This is a genomic window from Pseudomonas sp. B7(2017) (assembly GCF_002112745.1).
GTDB classification, from domain to species: domain Bacteria; phylum Pseudomonadota; class Gammaproteobacteria; order Pseudomonadales; family Pseudomonadaceae; genus Aquipseudomonas; species Aquipseudomonas ekonensis.
This window is the reverse complement of record NZ_NEIP01000001.1, coordinates 314,466-333,874: the sequence shown is the minus strand read 5'-3', so window position 1 is coordinate 333,874 and position 19,409 is coordinate 314,466. Positions and strand designations below refer to the sequence as shown.

16 protein-coding genes and 1 pseudogene are annotated in these 19,409 nt (G+C 65.8%); 6 read left to right on the top strand and 11 right to left on the bottom strand.

Annotated features, from left to right (window positions below; all coding sequences use genetic code 11):
* Nucleotides 1-41: 41 nt before the first annotated feature.
* Nucleotides 42-1,163 (bottom strand): annotated as a pseudogene (locus CAG29_RS28930) (Cache 3/Cache 2 fusion domain-containing protein); the annotation flags it as partial.
* A gap of 182 nt (nt 1,164-1,345) precedes the next feature.
* Complete coding sequence (locus tag CAG29_RS01545) at nt 1,346-2,266, bottom strand: LysR substrate-binding domain-containing protein (protein ID WP_085578905.1); 921 nt, start codon at nt 2,264-2,266, stop codon at nt 1,346-1,348.
* Between the two features lie 158 nt (nt 2,267-2,424).
* Here CAG29_RS01545 and CAG29_RS01540 point away from each other — a divergent pair, with 158 nt between their 5' ends.
* A complete protein-coding gene (locus CAG29_RS01540) occupies nt 2,425-3,816 on the top strand; it encodes a NorM family multidrug efflux MATE transporter (RefSeq protein WP_085693789.1) in 1,392 nt (463 codons plus the stop codon).
* A gap of 142 nt (nt 3,817-3,958) precedes the next feature.
* On the opposite strand, the gene CAG29_RS01535 is transcribed toward CAG29_RS01540, so the two are convergent.
* The gene (locus tag CAG29_RS01535) at nt 3,959-5,632 is read right to left on the bottom strand and encodes a bifunctional diguanylate cyclase/phosphodiesterase (RefSeq protein ID WP_085693788.1); all 1,674 of its coding nucleotides are present in this window, start codon (nt 5,630-5,632) and stop codon (nt 3,959-3,961) included.
* 265 nt (nt 5,633-5,897) lie between these two features.
* Here CAG29_RS01535 and rep point away from each other — a divergent pair, with 265 nt between their 5' ends.
* Both rep and CAG29_RS01525 read left to right on the top strand, forming a co-directional pair.
* On the top strand, nt 5,898-7,907 hold the full coding sequence (gene rep / locus CAG29_RS01530) for a DNA helicase Rep (protein WP_085578912.1): 2,010 nt from the start codon (nt 5,898-5,900) through the stop codon (nt 7,905-7,907).
* 58 nt (nt 7,908-7,965) lie between these two features.
* On the top strand, nt 7,966-8,538 hold the full coding sequence (locus CAG29_RS01525; protein WP_085578914.1) for a xanthine phosphoribosyltransferase: 573 nt from the start codon (nt 7,966-7,968) through the stop codon (nt 8,536-8,538).
* Between the two features lie 65 nt (nt 8,539-8,603).
* Here the strand turns inward: CAG29_RS01525 and CAG29_RS01520 are convergent, their stop codons facing one another.
* From CAG29_RS01520 to dadA, 6 genes are all read right to left on the bottom strand, one after another.
* Nucleotides 8,604-10,526: an acetyl-CoA hydrolase/transferase C-terminal domain-containing protein gene (locus CAG29_RS01520; protein WP_085638547.1), complete on the bottom strand. Its 1,923-nt coding sequence runs from the start codon at nt 10,524-10,526 to the stop codon at nt 8,604-8,606.
* A gap of 135 nt (nt 10,527-10,661) precedes the next feature.
* Nucleotides 10,662-11,078, bottom strand: a complete 417-nt coding sequence (locus CAG29_RS01515; protein ID WP_085578918.1) for a cytochrome c5 family protein — start codon at nt 11,076-11,078, stop codon at nt 10,662-10,664.
* 182 nt (nt 11,079-11,260) lie between these two features.
* Nucleotides 11,261-11,809 (bottom strand): cupin domain-containing protein, encoded by a 549-nt coding sequence (locus CAG29_RS01510; RefSeq protein ID WP_007920393.1) that lies wholly within the window; start codon nt 11,807-11,809, stop codon nt 11,261-11,263.
* Between the two features lie 122 nt (nt 11,810-11,931).
* Nucleotides 11,932-13,005, bottom strand: coding sequence for an alanine racemase (gene alr, locus CAG29_RS01505; RefSeq protein WP_085579509.1), 1,074 nt, complete (start codon nt 13,003-13,005; stop codon nt 11,932-11,934).
* Nucleotides 13,006-13,099: 94 nt separating this feature from the next.
* Nucleotides 13,100-13,453 (bottom strand): RidA family protein, encoded by a 354-nt coding sequence (locus CAG29_RS01500; RefSeq protein ID WP_085578920.1) that lies wholly within the window; start codon nt 13,451-13,453, stop codon nt 13,100-13,102.
* The gene (dadA, locus tag CAG29_RS01495; RefSeq protein ID WP_085578923.1) at nt 13,425-14,729 is read right to left on the bottom strand and encodes a D-amino acid dehydrogenase; all 1,305 of its coding nucleotides are present in this window, start codon (nt 14,727-14,729) and stop codon (nt 13,425-13,427) included. Before dadA ends, CAG29_RS01500 begins: the two co-directional genes overlap by 29 nt.
* A 155-nt stretch (nt 14,730-14,884) precedes the next feature.
* Here dadA and CAG29_RS01490 point away from each other — a divergent pair, with 155 nt between their 5' ends.
* Nucleotides 14,885-15,373, top strand: a complete 489-nt coding sequence (locus tag CAG29_RS01490) for an Lrp/AsnC ligand binding domain-containing protein (RefSeq protein WP_003177284.1) — start codon at nt 14,885-14,887, stop codon at nt 15,371-15,373.
* Nucleotides 15,374-15,613: 240 nt separating this feature from the next.
* Here CAG29_RS01490 and CAG29_RS01485 read toward each other — a convergent pair whose 3' ends face one another.
* Entirely contained in the window at nt 15,614-15,967 is a 354-nt protein-coding gene (locus tag CAG29_RS01485) for a YkgJ family cysteine cluster protein (RefSeq protein ID WP_085630191.1), read from the bottom strand.
* 145 nt (nt 15,968-16,112) lie between these two features.
* On the opposite strand from CAG29_RS01485, the gene CAG29_RS01480 reads away from it, so the two are divergent.
* The gene (locus CAG29_RS01480; RefSeq protein ID WP_085693787.1) at nt 16,113-17,423 is read left to right on the top strand and encodes an FAD-binding oxidoreductase; all 1,311 of its coding nucleotides are present in this window, start codon (nt 16,113-16,115) and stop codon (nt 17,421-17,423) included.
* A gap of 82 nt (nt 17,424-17,505) precedes the next feature.
* Here the strand turns inward: CAG29_RS01480 and CAG29_RS01475 are convergent, their stop codons facing one another.
* Complete coding sequence (locus tag CAG29_RS01475) at nt 17,506-17,751, bottom strand: DUF1127 domain-containing protein (protein WP_085578929.1); 246 nt, start codon at nt 17,749-17,751, stop codon at nt 17,506-17,508.
* Between the two features lie 178 nt (nt 17,752-17,929).
* Here CAG29_RS01475 and CAG29_RS01470 point away from each other — a divergent pair, with 178 nt between their 5' ends.
* Nucleotides 17,930-19,351 (top strand): PLP-dependent aminotransferase family protein, encoded by a 1,422-nt coding sequence (locus tag CAG29_RS01470; RefSeq protein WP_085578931.1) that lies wholly within the window; start codon nt 17,930-17,932, stop codon nt 19,349-19,351.
* The last annotated feature ends 58 nt before the right edge of the window (nt 19,352-19,409 follow it).

The window sequence follows — 19,409 nt, the reverse complement described above, 5'->3', positions numbered from 1 at the left end:
GAGGAACGGCGGATGTGCTCGACCATGGTCGACAGGGCCTGGCTCATCTGGTTGAAGGCGCGGGCCAGCTGACCGATCTCGTCGTTGCTCGAAACGTCCAGGCGCACGCTCAGGTCGCCGGCGCCCAGCGCCTCGGCCTGCCGCACCAGATCCCCCAGCGGCTGCAGCTTGCTGCGCAGCAGCCAGACCACGGAACCCACCGCCAGCAGCATCGCCAGCAGGCTGCCGATGGCCAGTTGCGTGCCGACGCTCCAGGTCACGGCGCGGATCTCGCTTTTCGGCATGCTCGCCACCACCGACCACGGCCCGCCGTCGAACGGTACGGCGATGCTGTAGAAGTCTTCGGCGCTGTCGCTCCAGAAGCGGCCCTTGCCCGGGGTCTTCGCCAGACCGGCGACCACCGACACCGCTTGCTCCGGCGCCTGCACGCCGGCCGGGGCCACCAGCCATTTGCCCTGCTCGTCCAGCAGCGCCAACGAGCCGGTCTGGCCGATGCGGAAGCGCTTGAGGTTGTCGAACTGGGCGTTCTGCGCATCGGTGTAGTCGAAGCCGACGAACAATACGGCGATCACCTTGCCGTCAGCGTCGCGCACTGGGGTGTACTGGGTCATGTACAGGCGCTCGAACAGCAAGGCGCGGCCGACATAGCCCTGCCCCGCCATCAACCGCGCGTAGGCCGGGTGGGCGTGGTCGAGCACGGTGCCGATGGCCCGGGTGCCGTCCTGCTTGCTCAGGGAGGTGCTGACGCGGATGAAGTCTTCGCCGCTGCGCACGAACAGCGTGGCGACGCCGGCGGTCATCTGCTTGAACTCGTCGACTTCCTTGAAGTTGTTGTTCAACACCTCACCGCCCAGGTGCAGGCCCGGCGTGCGGGTGCCGGCGACGGTCACCGGTTCGTCCGGGTGGATGCTCAGGCCCGCGCTGAAGCGCTTCTCGAACAGCCCGCTCAGGCGCTGGGTACTTTCGCGCAGCGTGCCGTGGAAGGTGCTCAGTTGGTCGGCCAGCAGGCGCGCCTCGCTGGCCAGGTGCTCTTCACGGGTGGCGAGGTTGGCCGAATCCAGCGAACGCAAGGCGAACACCGTACTGCCGCTGATGACGACCGCCAGTATCACGGCGAGCGCGAGGCCCAGCTGCGAGGCGATCCGGGCGCGGGGTTGAGACATGGACAGCTCCTGGCCGGGCCTGCGGATCCTCCCTGATCACGGCTCGGAAAATATTCTAATAATGGGGGTGTATCGTGGACCGGCACGACGGTTCCACTTGGACGTATTCGGCTGTGAAAACGAATACTTGAGCGCACAACAGGGTTATGCCCCAGGGCCGGCATTGTGGTGGCTCGAACGATTCAGCTCAAGCGCGCGACCTGCGGCAGTTCCATCGCCCGGACTTCGCCCTGAAGGAAATCGCTGAGGCGGCGTAAACGTTCACCGCCCGGACGGGTCTTGGGCCACACCAGGTAGTAGTTCAGGCCGCTGGCGACGGCGGTGGGCCACGGCAGGCTCAGCCGTCCCTGGGCCACGTCCTCGGCCACCATCAGCAGGTCGCCCATCGATACGCCGTAGCCCCGTGCCGCTGCGATCATTCCCAGCTCCAGGGTATCGAACACCTGCCCGCCCTTGAGCGACACCTGCTCGGACAGGCCCATGCGCTCCAGCCAACTGCGCCAGTCGCGCCGGTCGGGGGTCGGGTGCAGCAGTTCGGTGGCGGCCAGCCGCGCCGCGTCCCAGGGCCGGTCATCAGGCAGGTTGGGCGCGCCCACCGGGATCAGTTCTTCCGGGAACAGCAGGCTGGCTTCCCAGTCCGGGGGAAAATGCCCGTCGCTGAGCAGCACGGCGCAATCGAACGGTTCGTTGTTGAAGTCCACCGAATCCACGTCCATCCAGGCACTGGTCAACTGCACCTCGTTGCCCGGCTGCAGATGGCGGAACCGGCTGAGCCGCGCCAGCAGCCAGCGCATGGTCAGGGTCGACGGGGCTTTCATGCGCAGGATGTCGTCTTCGGCGCGCAAGGTATTGCAGGCCCGCTCCAGCGCCGCAAAACCTTCACGGATGCCGGGCAACAGCAGGCGCGCCGATTCGGTCAGCTGCAGGTTGCGGCCGCTGCGGTGGAACAGCCGGCAGGCGAAGTGCTCCTCGAGCGTGCGGACATGCCGGCTGACCGCACTCTGAGTGATCGACAACTCTTCGGCGGCGCGGGTGAACGAGCTGTGCCGCGCCGCTGCTTCGAATGCGCGCAGGGCATACAAGGGCGGCAGACGACGGGACATAGACAAGGCTCCGGTTGCGGGATGGCGTCAACTTAGCAGAAATGCCCCTGGATGAGTTTTAATCATGCCACCCATCCTTTTTATCCCTTTGTGCCAACCCCGCCGAACCGCGAGAATCGACGGTCTCTTGCTCCCTCGATTAAAAGGATGTGACGACCATGCAGCGTCCCGTGCGTACCGAACTCTGGGCCATCCTCCGGCTGGCGGGGCCGCTGATCGCCTCGCAGTTGGCGCACATGCTGATGGTGCTGACCGACACCCTGATGATGGCGCGCCTGAGCCCGGAGGCCCTGGCCGGCGGCGGCCTCGGCGCGGCGAGCTATTCGTTCGTGTCGATCTTCTGCATCGGCGTGATCGCGGCGGTCGGCACCCTGGTGGCGATCCGTCAGGGCGCCGGCGACATCCTCGGCGCCGCGCGGCTGACCCAGGCCGGGCTGTGGCTGGCCTGGCTGATGGCCCTCGGCGCCGGTCTGCTGCTGTGGAACCTCAAGCCGGTGCTGCTGCTGTTCGGCCAGACCCAAACCAACGTCGACGCCGCCGGGCAGTTCCTGCTGGCCCTGCCGTTCGCCCTGCCCGGCTACCTGAGCTTCATGGCCCTGCGTGGCTTCACCAGCGCCATCGGTCGGGCGACGCCGGTGATGGTCATCAGCCTGGCCGGCACCGTGGCCAACTTCCTGCTCAACTACGCGCTGATCACCGGACTGTTCGGCCTGCCGAAGCTGGGGCTGACCGGCATCGGCCTGGTCACGGCGATCGTCGCCAACTGCATGGCGCTGGCGCTGGCCTGGCACATCCGCCGGCATCCGGCCTACGACGCCTACCCGCTGCGCCAGGGCCTGTCGCGCCTCAACCGGCAATACCTCAAGGAACTGTGGCGCCTGGGCCTGCCGATCGGCGGCACCTACGCCGTGGAGGTCGGGCTGTTCGCCTTCGCCGCGCTGTGCATGGGCACCATGGGCAGCACGCAACTGGCGGCGCACCAGATCGCCCTGCAGATCGTCTCGGTGGCGTTCATGGTGCCGGCGGGGCTGTCCTACGCGATCACCATGCGCATCGGTCAGCATTACGGCGCCGGACAATTGCTCGACGCGCGGATGTCCGGGCGGGTCGGGATCGCCTTCGGCGCGGCGGTGATGCTGTGCTTCGCCATGGTGTTCTGGCTGTTGCCGGATCCGCTGGTGGGCCTGTTCCTGGATCATGACGACCCGGCCTTCGCCGAGGTGATCCGCCTGGCCGTCAGCCTGCTGATGGTGGCGGCGTGGTTCGAACTGTTCGACGGCGTGCAGACCATCGCCATGGGCTGCATCCGCGGGCTCAAGGACGCCAAGACCACGTTTCTGGTCGGGCTCGGCTGCTACTGGCTGATCGGCGCGCCGGCGGCGTGGCTGATGGCGTTCCATCTGCACTGGGGGCCGACCGGCGTCTGGTGGGGCCTGGCGCTGGGGCTGGCGTGCGCGGCGGTGTGCCTGACGCTGGGGTTCGAGTGGAAGATGAAGCGGATGATCCGGCACGAGCCTTCGGATTCGTTCGCGGTCGCCCAGGCTGAATGATCTATTCACGCGGCGTCTGGACTGGCGCCATCGCCAGCAGGCTGGCTCCCACAGGGTTTAGCGGTGCCCCGCAGTTCTCTGCGGGCGCCAGCCTGCTGGCGCTGGCCTCAGCCGAAGCACTGCACCTGCCGGAGTGATCCGCTCAGACCACGACGTCCAGCGCCGGCTCTTCGCCGGAACCGACCGTGAGGTAAGCCACCAGCTCCGCCAGCGGCAGCGGCTTGCTGATCAGGTAGCCCTGCACCTGGTCGCAACCGTACCCGCGCAGCAACGCCATCTGTTCAGGGGTCTCCACCCCTTCGGCCACCACTTCCAGGTGCAGGTTGTGCGCCAGGTTGATCATCGCGTGCACCAGCTTGCGGTTCTCTTCGCGCTGTTCCATGCCGCCGACGAAGCTCTTGTCGATCTTGAGCAAGGTAATCGGCAGGCTGTTGAGGTGCACGAACGAGGAGAACCCGGTGCCGAAGTCGTCCAGCGAGAAGCGCACGCCGAGGCGGCCGAGGGCGTCCATGGTCTGCTTGACCAGGTCGCTGCGGCGCATCACGGCGGTTTCGGTGAGTTCGAACTCCAGCCACTGGGCCTCGACGCCGCGTTCGGCGATCAGGCGACTGAGGGTGGGCAGCAGCTGGCTGTCCTGAAACTGGCGGAACGACAGGTTGATCGCCATGTGCAGCGCCGGCAGGCCGTGTTCGCGCAGGGCCTGCATGTCGCGCAGGGCCCGGGAGATCACCCAGTAGCCCAAAGGCACGATCAGCCCGCTCTGCTCGGCCAGCGGCACGAACTCGCTGGGCGGCAGCAGCCCGCGCTCGCTGTGGCGCCAGCGCACCAGGGCCTCGAGGCCGACGATCTGCCCGTCCGCCAGGTTCAGGCGCGGCTGGTAGTGCAGTTCCAGTTCGTCGCGGCGCAAGGCCCGGCGCAGCTCGCTTTCCAGGTCGGCCATGCTCCGCGCGTTGCGGTTGATCCGTTCGTTGAAGATATGGAAGGTGCAGCCCTGGGTGCTCTTGGCCTGCTGCATGGCGATGTGCGCGTGCCACATCAGCGGGTCGGCGCCGGCATGGGCGCGGGCATGGGCGATGCCCAGGCTGGAGCCGATCAGCAGGCTCTCGCCGTCGATCCAGTAGGGTTCGGCCAGCGCTTCGGTGATGCGCTCGGCCATCCACTCGGCGCGCTGCGGGGCGCGGCGCGTGTCGATCAGCAGGGCGAATTCGTCGCTGCCCAGCCGGGCCAGCTGATCGCCGGCCTCCAGTTGGCTCTTGAGCCGCGCCACCACCTGCAGGATCAGGCGGTCGCCGGCCTGGTGGCCGAGGGCGTCGTTGGCGTGGCGGAAGTTGTCCAGGTCCAGGTGCCCGAGGGCCAGGCCGCGGCCGTCGTTTTCGGCCAAGCGGGCCGTGAGCAACGTCTGGAAACCCTGGCGGTTGGCGATCCCGGTCAGCGGATCCTGTTCGGCCAAACGCTGCAGGGTGTTCTCCAGCACGCCCCGCTCGCGCACATGGCGCAGGCAGCGGCGCAGCATGCCGGTGTCGAGCGCGTCGCGCACCAGCCAGTCGCTGACGCCGTCGGGCGGGTTCGCCGGCTCGTGCTCCAGCAGCAGCACCGTCGGCAGGCTGCAGCGCCCGGGCGCCGGCTGCAGGGCCGGCACGGTCAACAACACCGCGTGGCGGTTGTCTTCGAACAGGCGGCTGACCGAATCCCAGTCCGGCGCGCCGATCAGCACCTCCGAGCTGCCCATCGGCGCCAGGCACTCGCGCAACAACGCTGTCCAGGCCGGCTCTTCGGCCAGCAGCAGCAAACGCAAGGGTTCGACAGGCGTAGACAAGCTGACTCCCTAGACTCTGCAATGATGTGGGCGGCGGGCATTATGCCGTTGCGCCGGCCAATGACCAAATGACATCGGTTATCAAATCGTCGTTTTGTGTCACGAATGAGAACATTAGACGCAAAATCTCCGCACATCCTGCGTGAAAGTATCAAAACCGGCAAACTGTAACCGCGTGCTGCGTCACAAGTCGGACAGGTGCGGCACAATTCGCTGAGCCTGTTAAAATGCCGCCCCATTTCGTCAACGACTCCCGAATTTCCGTATGTCCCGACTCAATCCCCGGCAGCAAGAGGCCGTGAACTACGTCGGCGGCCCTCTTTTGGTGCTCGCCGGCGCTGGCTCCGGCAAGACCAGCGTGATCACGCGCAAGATCGCGCACCTGATCCAGAACTGCGGCATCCGCGCCCAGTACATCGTCGCGATGACCTTCACCAACAAGGCCGCCCGCGAAATGAAGGAGCGGGTCGGCACCCTGCTGCGCGCCGGCGAAGGCCGCGGCCTGACGGTCAGCACCTTCCACAACCTGGGCCTGAACATCATCCGCAAGGAGCACGAGCGCCTGGGCTACAAGCCCGGTTTCTCGATCTTCGACGAGACCGACGTCAAGTCGCTGATGACCGACATCATGCAGAAGGAATACTCGGGCGACGACGGCGTCGACGAGATCAAGAACATGATCGGCGCCTGGAAGAACGACCTGATCCTGCCGGCCCAGGCCCTGGAGAACGCGCGCAACCCCAAGGAGCAGACCGCCGCCATCGTCTACACCCACTACCAGCGCACGCTCAAGGCGTTCAACGCGGTGGACTTCGACGACCTGATCCTGCTGCCGGTGAAGCTCTTCGAGGGCCACGCCGACATCCTCGAAAAGTGGCAGAACAAGGTGCGCTACCTGCTGGTGGACGAATACCAGGACACCAACGCCAGCCAGTACCTGCTGGTGAAGATGCTGATCGGCAAGCGCAACCAGTTCACCGTGGTGGGCGACGACGACCAGTCGATCTACGCCTGGCGCGGCGCGCGGCCGGAAAACCTGATGCTGCTCAAGGAAGACTACCCGTCGCTCAAAGTGGTGATGCTGGAGCAGAACTACCGCTCCACCAGCCGCATCCTGCGCTGCGCCAACGTGCTGATCTCCAACAACCCCCACGAGTTCGAGAAGCAGCTGTGGAGCGAGATGGGCCACGGCGACGAGATCCGCGTGATCCGCTGCCGCAACGAGGACGCCGAGGCCGAGCGGGTGGCCATGGAGATCCTCAGCCTGCACCTGCGCACCGACCGGCCCTACAGCGACTTCGCGATCCTCTACCGCGGCAACTACCAGGCCAAGCTGATCGAGCTGAAGCTGCAGCACCACCAGGTGCCGTACCGCTTGAGCGGCGGCAACAGCTTCTTCGGCCGCCAGGAAGTGAAGGACCTGATGGCCTACTTCCGCCTGATCGTGAACCCGGACGACGACAACGCCTTCCTGCGGGTGATCAACGTGCCGCGCCGGGAAATCGGCTCCACCACCCTGGAGAAGCTCGGCAACTACGCCACCGAGCGCAAGATCTCGATGTACGCCGCCACCGACGAGATCGGCCTGGGCGAACACCTGGACAGCCGCTTCACCGACCGCCTGTCGCGCTTCAAGCGCTTCATGGACAAGGTGCGCGAGCAGTGCGCCGGCGAGGATCCGATCTCGGCCCTGCGCAGCATGGTCATGGACATCGACTACGAGAACTGGCTGCGCACCAACAGTTCCAGCGACAAGGCCGCGGACTACCGGATGAGCAACGTCTGGTTCCTGATCGAAGCCTTGAAGAACACCCTGGAGAAGGACGAAGACGGCGAGATGACCGTCGAGGACGCCATCGGCAAACTCGTGCTGCGCGACATGCTCGAACGCCAGCAGGAAGAGGAAGACGGCGCCGAGGGCGTGCAGATGATGACCCTGCACGCGTCCAAGGGCCTGGAGTTCCCTTACGTGTTCATCATGGGCATGGAAGAGGAAATCCTGCCGCACCGTTCCAGCATCGAGGCCGACACCATCGAAGAGGAACGCCGCCTGGCCTACGTGGGCATCACCCGCGCCCGCCAGACCCTGGCCTTCACCTTCGCCGCCAAGCGCAAGCAGTACGGCGAGATCGTCGACTGCGCCCCGAGCCGCTTCCTCGACGAGCTGCCGCCGGACGACCTGGCCTGGGAAGGCAACGATGACACCCCGACCGAAGTCAAGGCCGTGCGGGGCAACAACGCATTGGCTGATATACGCGCGATGCTAAAGCGTTAGAATCGACCACTTTTTTACTAGACCTTCGGCGCACACGGCGCCAGTAGAGGAACGCTTCATGGAAGCACTGCACAAGAAAATCCGCGAAGAAGGCATCGTGCTTTCCGACCAGGTCCTGAAAGTCGACGCCTTTCTGAACCATCAGATCGACCCGGCCCTGATGAAGCTGATCGGCGACGAATTCGCCGCGCTGTTCAAGGATTCGGGCATCACCAAGATCGTCACCATCGAAGCCTCGGGCATCGCCCCGGCGATCATGACCGGCCTGAACCTGGGCGTACCGGTGATCTTCGCCCGCAAGCACCAGTCCCTGACCCTGACCGAGAACCTGCTGTCGGCGACCGTGTACTCGTTCACCAAGCAGACCGAAAGCACCGTGGCCATCTCCCCCCGTCACCTGACCAGCAGCGACCGCGTGCTGATCATCGACGACTTCCTGGCCAACGGCAAAGCGTCCCAGGCGCTGATCTCGATCATCAAGCAGGCCGGCGCCACCGTGGCGGGCCTGGGCATCGTCATCGAAAAGTCGTTCCAGGGCGGCCGCGCCGAGCTGGACTCCCAGGGCTACCGCGTCGAATCGCTGGCCCGGGTCAAATCGCTGAAGGACGGCGTCGTCACCTTCATCGAGTAACCCGCACAGCAGTGCCCTTGCGGGAGCCAGCCTGCTGGCTCCCGCAGTTGTTTTGGCTGCTGATCTCATTGCGCGGTGGCCTTCAGGCCGGTGAGCAGCAGGCGCTGGAACAGGTCTTCCTTGAGGCCCTCCGGGGCTGTCAGTCGCATCCGCTCAAGGTGCGCGGGGAACGCCGACGCCTGCGGCGCATCCAGCGCCGCTTTCCCCAACTCAAGGACTTCGCTCAGCTTGAACTTGCTCTTGAGCCAGTTCAGCGCCCGCAGCAGATCCCGTTCGGTCTCGGTGAAATCGCACCCCAGCGGATACTCCGGAAACAGGTTCGGATGCCGCGCGGCCATCCCCTGCAAACGCTGCGGGGTGTTGTCGGCGAAACGCGGATCGAGGCGAAAATCCTTCGGCAGTTTGCCGGCCTTCTGCGCCCGCTCGGTCAGCTCCGGCTGAAAGCGCGAGTCGCTGATGTTCAGCAAGGCCTCGATCACCGCCGCGTCGGACTTGCCGCGCAGGTCGGCGATGCCGTACTCGGTCACCACGATATCGCGCAGGTGCCGCGGAATCGTGCAGTGGCCGTACTCCCAGACGATGTTCGAACTGACCTCGCCGCCGGCCTCGCGCCAGCTGCGCAGCAGCAGGATCGACCGCGCCCCCTCCAGCGCGTGGCCTTGGGCAACGAAGTTGTACTGCCCGCCGACGCCGCTGAGCACCCGCCCGTCCTCCAACTGGTCGGCCACACCGGCACCGAGCAGGGTCATGGTGAACACCGTGTTGATGAACCGCGCATCGAGGCGCTGCAGGCGCTTGAGCGCTTCCTGACCGTACAGCTCGTTGATGTAACTGATGCGGGTCATGTCGAATTCGAGGCGCTTACCGTGCGACAGCTCGTGCAAGCGCTCGTAGAAACTGCGCGGCCCGAGAAAGAAGCCGCCGTGCACCGAAACGCCGTCGGATTGCGCGGCCTCATCGAGGGTGCCGGCGTTGGCCTGTTCCTGGGTCGGCACATCCGGGTAGACCTTGCGCCGGATGATCCCCGCCTCCGCCAACACCAGCAGGCCGTTGACGAACATTTCGCTGCAACCGTACAGGCCCTTGGCGAACGGTTCGAGACCGCCCTCGCCCTCGATCAGCCGCGCCCACGGGCTGAGGTTCACCTCGGCCAACAGGCTGCGGTATCCGGCGTTGTCGGCCTGGCGCGCCAGCAGGGCGGCGGTCAGCGCATCGCCCATCGAGCCAATGCCGATCTGCAGCGTGCCGCCGTCGCGCACCAGCGCGCTGGCGTGCAGGCCGATGAAATGATCCTGAAACCCCACCGGCATGTTCGGCGTGGAAAACAGCGTGCTGCTGTCCTTCTCGTCGACCAGCAGGTCGAAGGTGTCGATGTCCACCTCGGCGTCGCCGGGCATGTACGGCAGCTCGGTGTGCACCTGGCCCACCAGCAGGATGGTTTCCCCGGCGGCCCGGCGCTTGGCGATCATCGGCAGCAGGTCGAGGGTGATGTCCGGGTTGCAGCTCAGGCTCAGGCGGTCGGGATGCTCACTGCTGCTGGCCAGCAACTGCGCCACCAGGTTCAGCCCGGCGGCGTTGATGTCGCGGGCCGCGTGGCTGTAGTTGCTGCTGACGTAGTCCTGCTGTGCCTGCGTGCTGTGCAGCAGGCTGCCGGGCTGCATGAAGAACTGCTCGATGCGGATGTTGGCCGGCAGGCTGTCGCGGCGCAGGTCGGCGAGGAACTCCAGTTCCGGGTAATCGCCGAAGACCCGCTCCACGAAGGGCTCCAGGAAGCGCTTCTGCAAACCGTCGCCCAGGGCTGGACGGCCTAGGCACAGGGCCGTATAGACCGTCAGCCGGCGCTGCGGCAGGCCCTTGATGCGCCGGTACAGCGCATTGACGAAGCGGTTAGGTTTGCCCAGCCCCAGCGGCAGGCCCATGTGGATATGCACCGGCAACCGCGCCAGCACATCGTCCACGGCCTGTTCGATCGAACACAGCTGCACCATCTGAAGCCTCCCGCCCGTTCCATGAATAGAGGTACGACCGAGCTTGCCGCCAGATTGCTGCAATGACCAGCCTCAGAGCCGGATCGCGGGCACAAAAAAACCGTCCGAAGACGGTTTTTTCGAGGATGCGGGGCCTTACTTCAGGCCGGACATCTTCTGGATCGCGCCCTTGAGCTCGGCGTCGGAGCAATCGGCGCAGGTGCCCTTCGGCGGCATCGAGTTGATGCCGGTGATGGCCTTGGCCAGGATGCCGTCGAGGCCGCCCTGGTGGTCGGCACGGTCTTTCCAGGCCGCCGTGTCGCCGATCTTCGGCGCGCCCAGCAGGCCGGAGCCATGGCAAGCGTTGCAGTGCTTGGCGATCACTTCGTCCGGCGTCTTCGCGCCGCCACCGCCGCCTGCGGCTGCGGCGACTTCCATCCCCTTGCACTCCTGACCCTGAACGCAGACCTGGCCGACCGGCTCGAGGCGTTTGGCGATATCGTCGTTGGTCGCAGCTTGAGCGCTGGCAGCCCAGAGGGCCAGTACGGTTGCTGGTGCGGCCAGCATTTTCATAATTAGGTTCACGCGTTCACCCTCAATGGTGGCTATTCACGCCTGCGGCCACGGTTCGCAGGCGGGCGCAAGTATAGCGGTAAGCCCGCCACACTGAAACAACCCCAAAGTTGAAGGGGTTTTGTCGCGCATCGGTCAAACGGTTCGCACGCCTTCGCCGCAACGGCCTGGCGCCTCTCGGTTCAGAAGTTCGCCGGCGTGGCTGCGCTGATTAGTCGCGCCGGGGCATCGAACGGATTGCGGAAGCGATGCGGCTTGGTACTTTCAAAGTAGTAGCTGTCGCCCGCTTCGAGGATAAAAGTTTCCAGGCCCACCACCAGTTCCAGGCGCCCTTCCACCAGGATCCCGGTTTCCTCGCCTTCATGGGTGAGCATCTCTTCGCCGGTGTCGGCGCCCGGCGGGTAGATCTCGTTGAGGAAGGCGATGGCCCGGCTCGGGTGGGCGCGGCCGACCAGCTTCATGGTCACGGCGCCGTCCGAAATGTCGATCAGTTCGTTGGCCTTGTAGACGATCTGGGTCGGGACTTCCTGCAGGATCTCTTCGGAGAAGAACTCGACCATGGACATGGGAATCCCGCCCAGCACTTTGCGCAGCGAACTGATCGAAGGGCTGACGCTGTTCTTTTCGATCATCGAAATGGTGCTGTTGGTGACGCCCGCACGCTTGGCGAGTTCACGCTGGGAAAGCCCTTTGAGCTTGCGGATCGATTGCAGCCGTTCGCCGACGTCCAAGGCACGCGCCTCCTGAGGTTGTAGAGATAGTGAGCGTTATCATGGCGACAGCGTTCAGTATTTACAACACTTGGGCCCGGGCCCCGGAGGGGCATGCGGTCGGCGGCGACGGCTTCGGGGCGTCAATCCCCGGAATAGAGCCTCGGCACCCGGCGCAGGTTGCAGAAGATCTGGTACGGGATGGTGTCGGCCCACTTGGCCACGTCGCTGGCGAGGATGTTTTTGCCCCACAGCTCCACGGTGGAACCGAGGCCGGCCTGCGGCACGTCGGTCAGGTCGATGCACAGCATGTCCATCGACACGCGGCCCAGGATGCGGCTGCGCTGGCCGGCCACCAGCACCGGGGTGCCGGTCGGCGCCTGGCGCGGATAGCCGTCGGCGTAGCCCATGGCGACCACGCCGATGCGCATCGGCTTGTCGGTGATGAACCGGGCGCCGTAGCCGACCGGCTCGCCGGCCGGCAATTCGCGCACGCTGATGACCTTCGATTCGAGGGTCATCACCGGTTGCAGGCGCTCGGCCACGGCGTTGGCTTCTTCGAACGGCGTGGCGCCGTACAGCATGATGCCCGGGCGCACCCAATCGCTGGGGATCTGCGGCCAGCCCAGCACCGCCGGCGAGTTGCGCAGGCTGATTTCCGCCGCCAGGCCCTTGCGGGCGGCCTCGAACACCGCGACCTGATCGGCGCTGCTCTGCTCGTGCAGCTCATCGGCGCGGGCGAAGTGGCTCATGAGCACGATCTTGGCCACCTTGCCGCTGGCCAGCAGCCGCTGGTAGGCCGACTGATAATCCTTGGGATGCAGGCCCACGCGGTGCATGCCCGAGTCGAGCTTGAGCCATACGGTGACCGGTTTGCTCAACGCCGCCTGCTCGATCGCTTCGAGCTGCCACAGCGAATGCACCACGCACCAGAAGTCGTGCTCGACGATCAGCGCCAGCTCGTCGGCCTCGAAAAAGCCTTCGAGCAGCAGCACCGGCGCGCGGATCCCGGCGGCGCGCAGTTCCAGGGCCTCTTCGATGCAGGCCACGGCGAAGCCGTCCGCTTCGGCCTCCAGGGCTTGGGCGCAGCGCACCGCGCCATGGCCGTAGGCGTCGGCCTTGATCACCGCCAGCGCCTTGGCTCCGGTGGTCTCGCGGGCGATACGGTAGTTGTGACGCAGGGCTTGAAGGTCGATCAGGGCACGGGCAGGACGCATGGCGGCAGACTTCTGGGCGGTCATGGGAAGAAAAACCGGCGTCGGCTGGCGTTGACCGCCAACAGCGCCGGGAGAGGGATTTTTCAGCGTCGGATCAAGGCTGTGCGGCGATCACCGAGATCTCGACCAGCACATCGGGGCGGGCCATCTTCGCTTCGACGGTGGCGCGGGCCGGGGCGACGCCCTTGGGCAGCCACTGGTCCCAGACCGCGTTCATGGCGGCGAAGTGCGCACCGATGTCGTTCAGGTAGATCGTCGCCGACAGCAGGTGGTGCTTGTCGGTGCCGGCCAGGTCCAACAGCCGCTCGATGTTGGCCAGCACGTCACGGGTCTGCTGTTCGACCCCGGCGCTGAAGTCGTCGCCGACCTGTCCGGCCAGGTACACGGTGCCGTTGTGGGTGACGATCTGACTCATGCGCTCATTGGTGAGCTGGCGCTGGATTGCCATGCTTGGCGGACTCCTGGGTGGTGTTGCCGTAACGGGAAATGTCGAGGCCTTCGGCGCTGATCTGCGGCTTTTTCTTGGCCATAAGGTCAGCCAGCAGACGGCCGGAGCCGCACGCCATGGTCCAGCCGAGGGTGCCGTGGCCGGTGTTCAGGAAGAGGTTCTTGAACGGGGTGGCGCCGACGATCGGGGTGCCGTCCGGGGTGGTCGGACGCAGGCCGGTCCAGAAGCTCGCCTCGGCCAGGTTGCCGCCCTGAGGATAAAGGTCGTTGACGATCATCTCCAGGGTTTCGCGCCGGCGCGGATTGAGCGACAGGTCGAAACCGGCGATCTCGGCCATGCCGCCGACGCGGATGCGGTTGTCGAAACGGGTGATCGCGACCTTGTAGGTCTCGTCGAGGATGGTCGACGTCGGGGCCATCGCCGGGTTGGTGATCGGCACGGTCAGCGAGTAGCCCTTGAGCGGGTACACCGGGGCCTTGATGCCCAGCGGCTTGAGCAGTTGCGGCGAGTAGCTGCCCAGGGCCAGCACGTAGCGGTCGGCGGTCTCCAGCTTGCCGTCGATCCACACGCCGTTGATGCGGTCGCCGGCGAAGTCCAGGCGCTGGATGTCCTGGCCGAAGCGGAACTCGACGCCGAGCTTGGCGGCCATTTCCGCCAGGCGGGTGGTGAACATCTGGCAGTCGCCGGTCTGGTCGTTCGGCAGGCGCAGGGCGCCGGCCAGGATGTCGGTGACGTTGGCCAGGGCCGGCTCGACCCGGGCGATGCCGGCGCGGTCGAGGACTTCGAACGGCACGCCGGACTCCTTCAGCACGGCGATGTCCTTGGCGGCGCCGTCCAACTGGGCCTGGGTGCGGAACAGCTGAGTGGTGCCCAGGCTGCGGCCTTCATAGGCGATGCCGGTCTCGGCGCGCAGTTCGTCGAGGCAGTCGCGGCTGTACTCGGACAGCCGCACCATGCGCTCCTTGTTCACCGCGTAGCGGCTGGCGGTGCAGTTGCGCAGCATCTGCGCCATCCACAGGTACTGGTCGATGTCGGCAGTGGCCTTGATGGCCAGCGGCGCGTGACGCTGCAGCAGCCACTTGATGGCCTTGAGCGGCACGCCCGGCGCAGCCCACGGCGAGGCATAGCCCGGCGACACTTGGCCGGCGTTGGCGAAGCTGGTCTCCATGGCGGCCGCCGGCTGGCGGTCGACCACCACGACTTCAAACCCGGCGCGGGCCAGATAATAGGCACTGGTGGTGCCGATGACGCCGCTACCCAAGACCATGACGCGCATTTTTTGTATCCCTCGCCGCGGCCAGACCGCGAACCTGTTGTCAGAGCAATGATGCGCGCAGTGTAAGAAAGAATCGCCAGTGCTTTTCACTGTATAAGCGCCTATATTTGGCGACAATTCTCGGCAAAAACCCTTTTCACGGAGGCGCATCCCCTATGCGTACCAACACTCAGACCAAACGCGAGCTGGACAAGATCGACCGCAACATCCTGCGGATCCTTCAGGCGGATGGGCGGATCTCCTTCACGGAGCTTGGGGAAAAGGTCGGCCTGTCGACCACGCCGTGCACGGAGCGGGTGCGGCGGCTGGAGCGCGAGGGGATCATCATGGGCTACAACGCCCGGCTCAACCCTCAGCATTTGAAGGGTAGCCTGCTGGTGTTCGTCGAGATCAGCCTCGACTACAAATCCGGCGACACCTTCGAAGAGTTCCGACGCGCGGTGCTGAAACTGCCCCATGTGCTGGAGTGCCACCTGGTGTCAGGGGATTTCGACTATCTGGTGAAGGCGCGGATTTCCGAGATGGCCTCGTACCGCAAACTGCTGGGCGACATCCTGCTCAAGCTGCCCCATGTGCGCGAGTCCAAGAGCTACATCGTGATGGAAGAGGTGAAGGAGAGCCTGAGCCTGCCGATTCCCGACTGACATTTGCGGTGCCTGATCCGGCCCCATCGCTGGCAAGCCAGCTCCCACAGGGTCAAAAGGTGTTCGCAGAATCTACGCTCACCTCTGGACTTGTGGGAAGAGAGCCTGAGCCGGCCGGCCTTATCACTGGCAAGTCACTCCCACAGGGTCAATAGGTGTTCGCAGAATCTACGCTCACCGCTAGACTTGTGGGAGCTGGCTTGCCAGCGATGGGGTCGCCGCGGATTTAGCGCGAACGCTTCAAACCAGCACCTGCCGGTTCTCGGCCATGTACTCGAACACCTGCCGCTCCACCCGCGGATGGATCAGTTCCACAGGCCTGCGCCCGTTCGGGCAAGGCAAGGTCTGTGTCGTACCGAACAGCCGGCAGATCAGCGGCCGTTCGTCATACACCGTGCAGCCTTCGGGTCCCAGGTGCACACAGTTGTAGGCTTCCATGGCCGCGTCCTGTTCGGCGCGGGTCTTGCGCGGCAGGCGCGCCATCTCCTCCGGGGAGGTGGTCACCGGGCCGCAGCAGTCGTGGCAGCCCGGCACGCAGTCGAACGTGGGGATCTGCTGGCGCAGGGAGCGGATTTTCTGGCTGTTGCAGCTCATGGACGCGATGACCGACGTGGAACAGGCGGCGATTGTGCCGCAAAAGCCGTGATCCAGACAGCGATGGCCGACCGGTGTTGCCCGGCTTCCGGCGTCCGGCTTATCCTCCGTCAAATTTTCTCGACACCCGCTCAGGATGACGCCCATGAATGCCCGCGCCCACGCCACCGCGAGCCAGCCCCACGTTGCCTCCTACTACGCCGCCAGCAGCCTGCCGCAGCCCGACCATCCGGTGCTGCAGGGTGAGGTGGCTGCGGACGTGTGCGTGGTCGGCGGCGGCTTCACGGGCCTCAACACCGCGCTGGAGCTGACCGAACGCGGCCTCAGCGTGGTGTTGCTGGAGGCGAACCGGATCGGCTGGGGCGCCAGCGGCCGCAACGGCGGGCAACTGATCCGCGGGGTCGGCCATGGCCTGGATCAGTTCGCCAACGTCATCGGCGCCGAAGGCGTGCGCCAGATGAAACTCATGGGCCTGGAGGCGGTGGAGATCGTCCGCCGGCGCGTGGAACGCTTCCAGATTCCCTGCGACCTGACCTGGGGCTATTGCGACCTGGCCAACAAGCCCCGCGACCTCGACGGTTTCGCCGAAGACGCTGAAGAACTGCGCAGCCTCGGCTACCGCCACGAGACCCGCCTGCTGCCGGCCGACCAGATGCACACCGTGGTCGGTTCCAAACGCTACGTCGGCGGCCTGATCGACATGGGCTCCGGGCATCTGCACCCGCTGAACCTGGCCCTGGGCGAAGCCGCGGCGGCGCAGCAGTCGGGGGTCAAGCTGTTCGAGCGCTCGGCGGTCACCCGCATCGACCACGGCCCCGAAGTGCGGGTGCACACGGCCCAGGGCACGGTGCGCGCCAAGACCCTGGTGCTGGGCTGCAACGCCTACCTCAACGGCCTCGACCCGCAACTGGGCGGCAAGGTGCTGCCCGCCGGCAGCTACATCATCGCCACCGAACCGCTGAGCGAAGCCCAGGCCCATGAGCTGCTGCCGCAGAACATGGCGGTCTGCGACCAGCGCGTGGCGCTCGACTATTACCGGCTCTCGGCGGACCGGCGCCTGCTGTTCGGCGGTGCCTGCCATTATTCAGGGCGCGACCCCAAGGACATCGCCGCCTACATGCGGCCGAAGATGCTGGAGGTGTTCCCGCAGCTGGCGGGCGCGAAGATCGATTTCCAGTGGGGCGGGATGATCGGCATCGGCGCCAACCGCTTGCCGCAGATAGGCCGGCTGGCGGGGCGGCCGAACGTGTATTACGCCCAGGCCTACTCCGGCCACGGGGTGAACGCCACGCACCTGGCGGGCAAGCTGCTGGCCGAAGCCATCAGCGGACAGCACGGCGGCGGGTTCGACCTGTTCGCCCAGGTGCCGCACATCACCTTCCCCGGCGGCAAGCATTTGCGCTCGCCGCTGCTGGCGCTGGGGATGCTGTGGCACCGGCTCAAGGAACTGGTCTGAAGGCCTTGCCCTGATCGCAAGCAGGCTCGCTCCCACCTTTCGCCGCGGGAGCGAGCCTGTTTGCGATGGGGCCGCAAGAGGCTCAGATCCGCCAGAACGGCTTGAGCCCCTCCTCCAGCGCCTGCTCCCGGGTCAGCCCGATGTCCTTGAGCTGCTGCGGCGTCAGCCCCAGCAACGCCCTGCGCGTGTGCAGACGGTGCCAGAACAGGCCCCAGCGGCCCAGGCCGGACGGGGCGTTGCGCAGGGCCTCATTGCGCGCGCTGTCCTGTTGCCCTGCCGCCAGTTCCTGACTGTGTAACGTCAGCCGCACATCGCTCAAGCCGTTCATTTTCTTTGCTCCTGTTTACTTGGGTAGCGAGAGATTCCATGATGCGCGGGCGAGCAAAAGCATTACAGATTCAACGCATCTGTATTAACTCCATACAGATTCGCCGTCCTGAGCTCTGAATTGTCGATTTTCGCCCCATCTGTACCGGTCTACCGGATCACCTGTACGAGGCAGTGCCATGACCCTGTATGTGAACCTCGCCGAGCTGCTCGGCACGCGCATCGAACAAGGCTTCTACCGGCCGGGCGACCGTTTGCCGTCGGTGCGCGCCCTGAGCGTCGAGCACGGGGTCAGCCTGAGCACCGTGCAGCAGGCCTACCGGATGCTGGAGGACAACGGCCTGGCCACGCCCAAGCCCAAGTCCGGCTATTTCGTGCCGGTCAGCCGCGAGCTGCCGGATCTGCCCGTGGTGGGCCGGCCGGTGCAGCGCCCGGTGGAGATCTCGCAGTGGGACCAGGTGCTGGAGCTGATCCGCGCCGTGCCGCGCAAGGACGTGGTGCAGCTGGGGCGCGGCATGCCCGACGTATCCTCGCCGACCATGAAACCGCTGCTGCGCGGCCTCGCCCGGATCAGCCGGCGCCAGGACATGCCCGGCCTGTATTACGACAACATCCACGGCACCCTCGAACTGCGCGAACAGATCGCCCGGCTGATGCTCGATTCCGGCTGCCAATTGAGCGCCGGCGACCTGGTGGTGACCACCGGCTGCCATGAAGCGCTGTCCACCAGCATCCATGCGATCTGCGAGCCGGGCGACATCGTCGCCGTGGACTCGCCGAGCTTCCACGGCGCCATGCAAACCCTCAAGGGCCTGGGCATGAAGGCGCTGGAGATTCCCACCGACCCCCTCACCGGCATCAGCCTCGAAGCCCTGGAACTGGCGCTGGAGCAGTGGCCGATCAAGGTCATCCAGCTCACCCCCAACTGCAACAACCCGCTGGGCTACATCATGCCGGAGTCACGCAAGCGCGCCCTGCTGCACCTGGCGCAGCGCTTCGACGTGGCGATCATCGAGGACGACGTGTACGGGGAACTGGCCTACACCTACCCTCGCCCGCGCACCATCAAGTCCTTCGACGAAGACGGCCGCGTGCTGCTGTGCAGTTCGTTCTCCAAGACCCTGGCGCCGGGCCTGCGCATCGGTTGGGTGGCGCCGGGCCGTTACCTGGAGCGGGTGCTGCACATGAAGTACATCAGCACCGGCTCCACCGCGCCGCAGCCGCAGATCGCCATCGCCGAATTCCTCAAGGCCGGCCACTTCGAGCCGCACCTGCGGCGGATGCGCACCCAGTACCAGCGCAACCGCGACGCGATGATCGACTGGGTGACCCGCTACTTCCCCGCCGGCACCCGCGCCAGCCGCCCGCAAGGCAGCTTCATGCTGTGGGTCGAGTTGCCGGAAGGCTTCGACACCCTGAAGCTCAACCGCGCCCTGCACGACCAAGGCGTGCAGATCGCCGTGGGCAGTATCTTTTCCGCCTCCGGCAAGTACCGCAATTGCCTGCGGATGAACTACGCTGCCAAACCGACGCCGCAGATCGAAGACGCGGTGCGCAAGGTCGGCGCAGCGGCCATCCGCCTGCTGGCCGAGACCGACTGACTTTTCGCGGCCCTTCAGCGTCCATATGCCCATCACCTCCGCCATCCGGAACGATCCC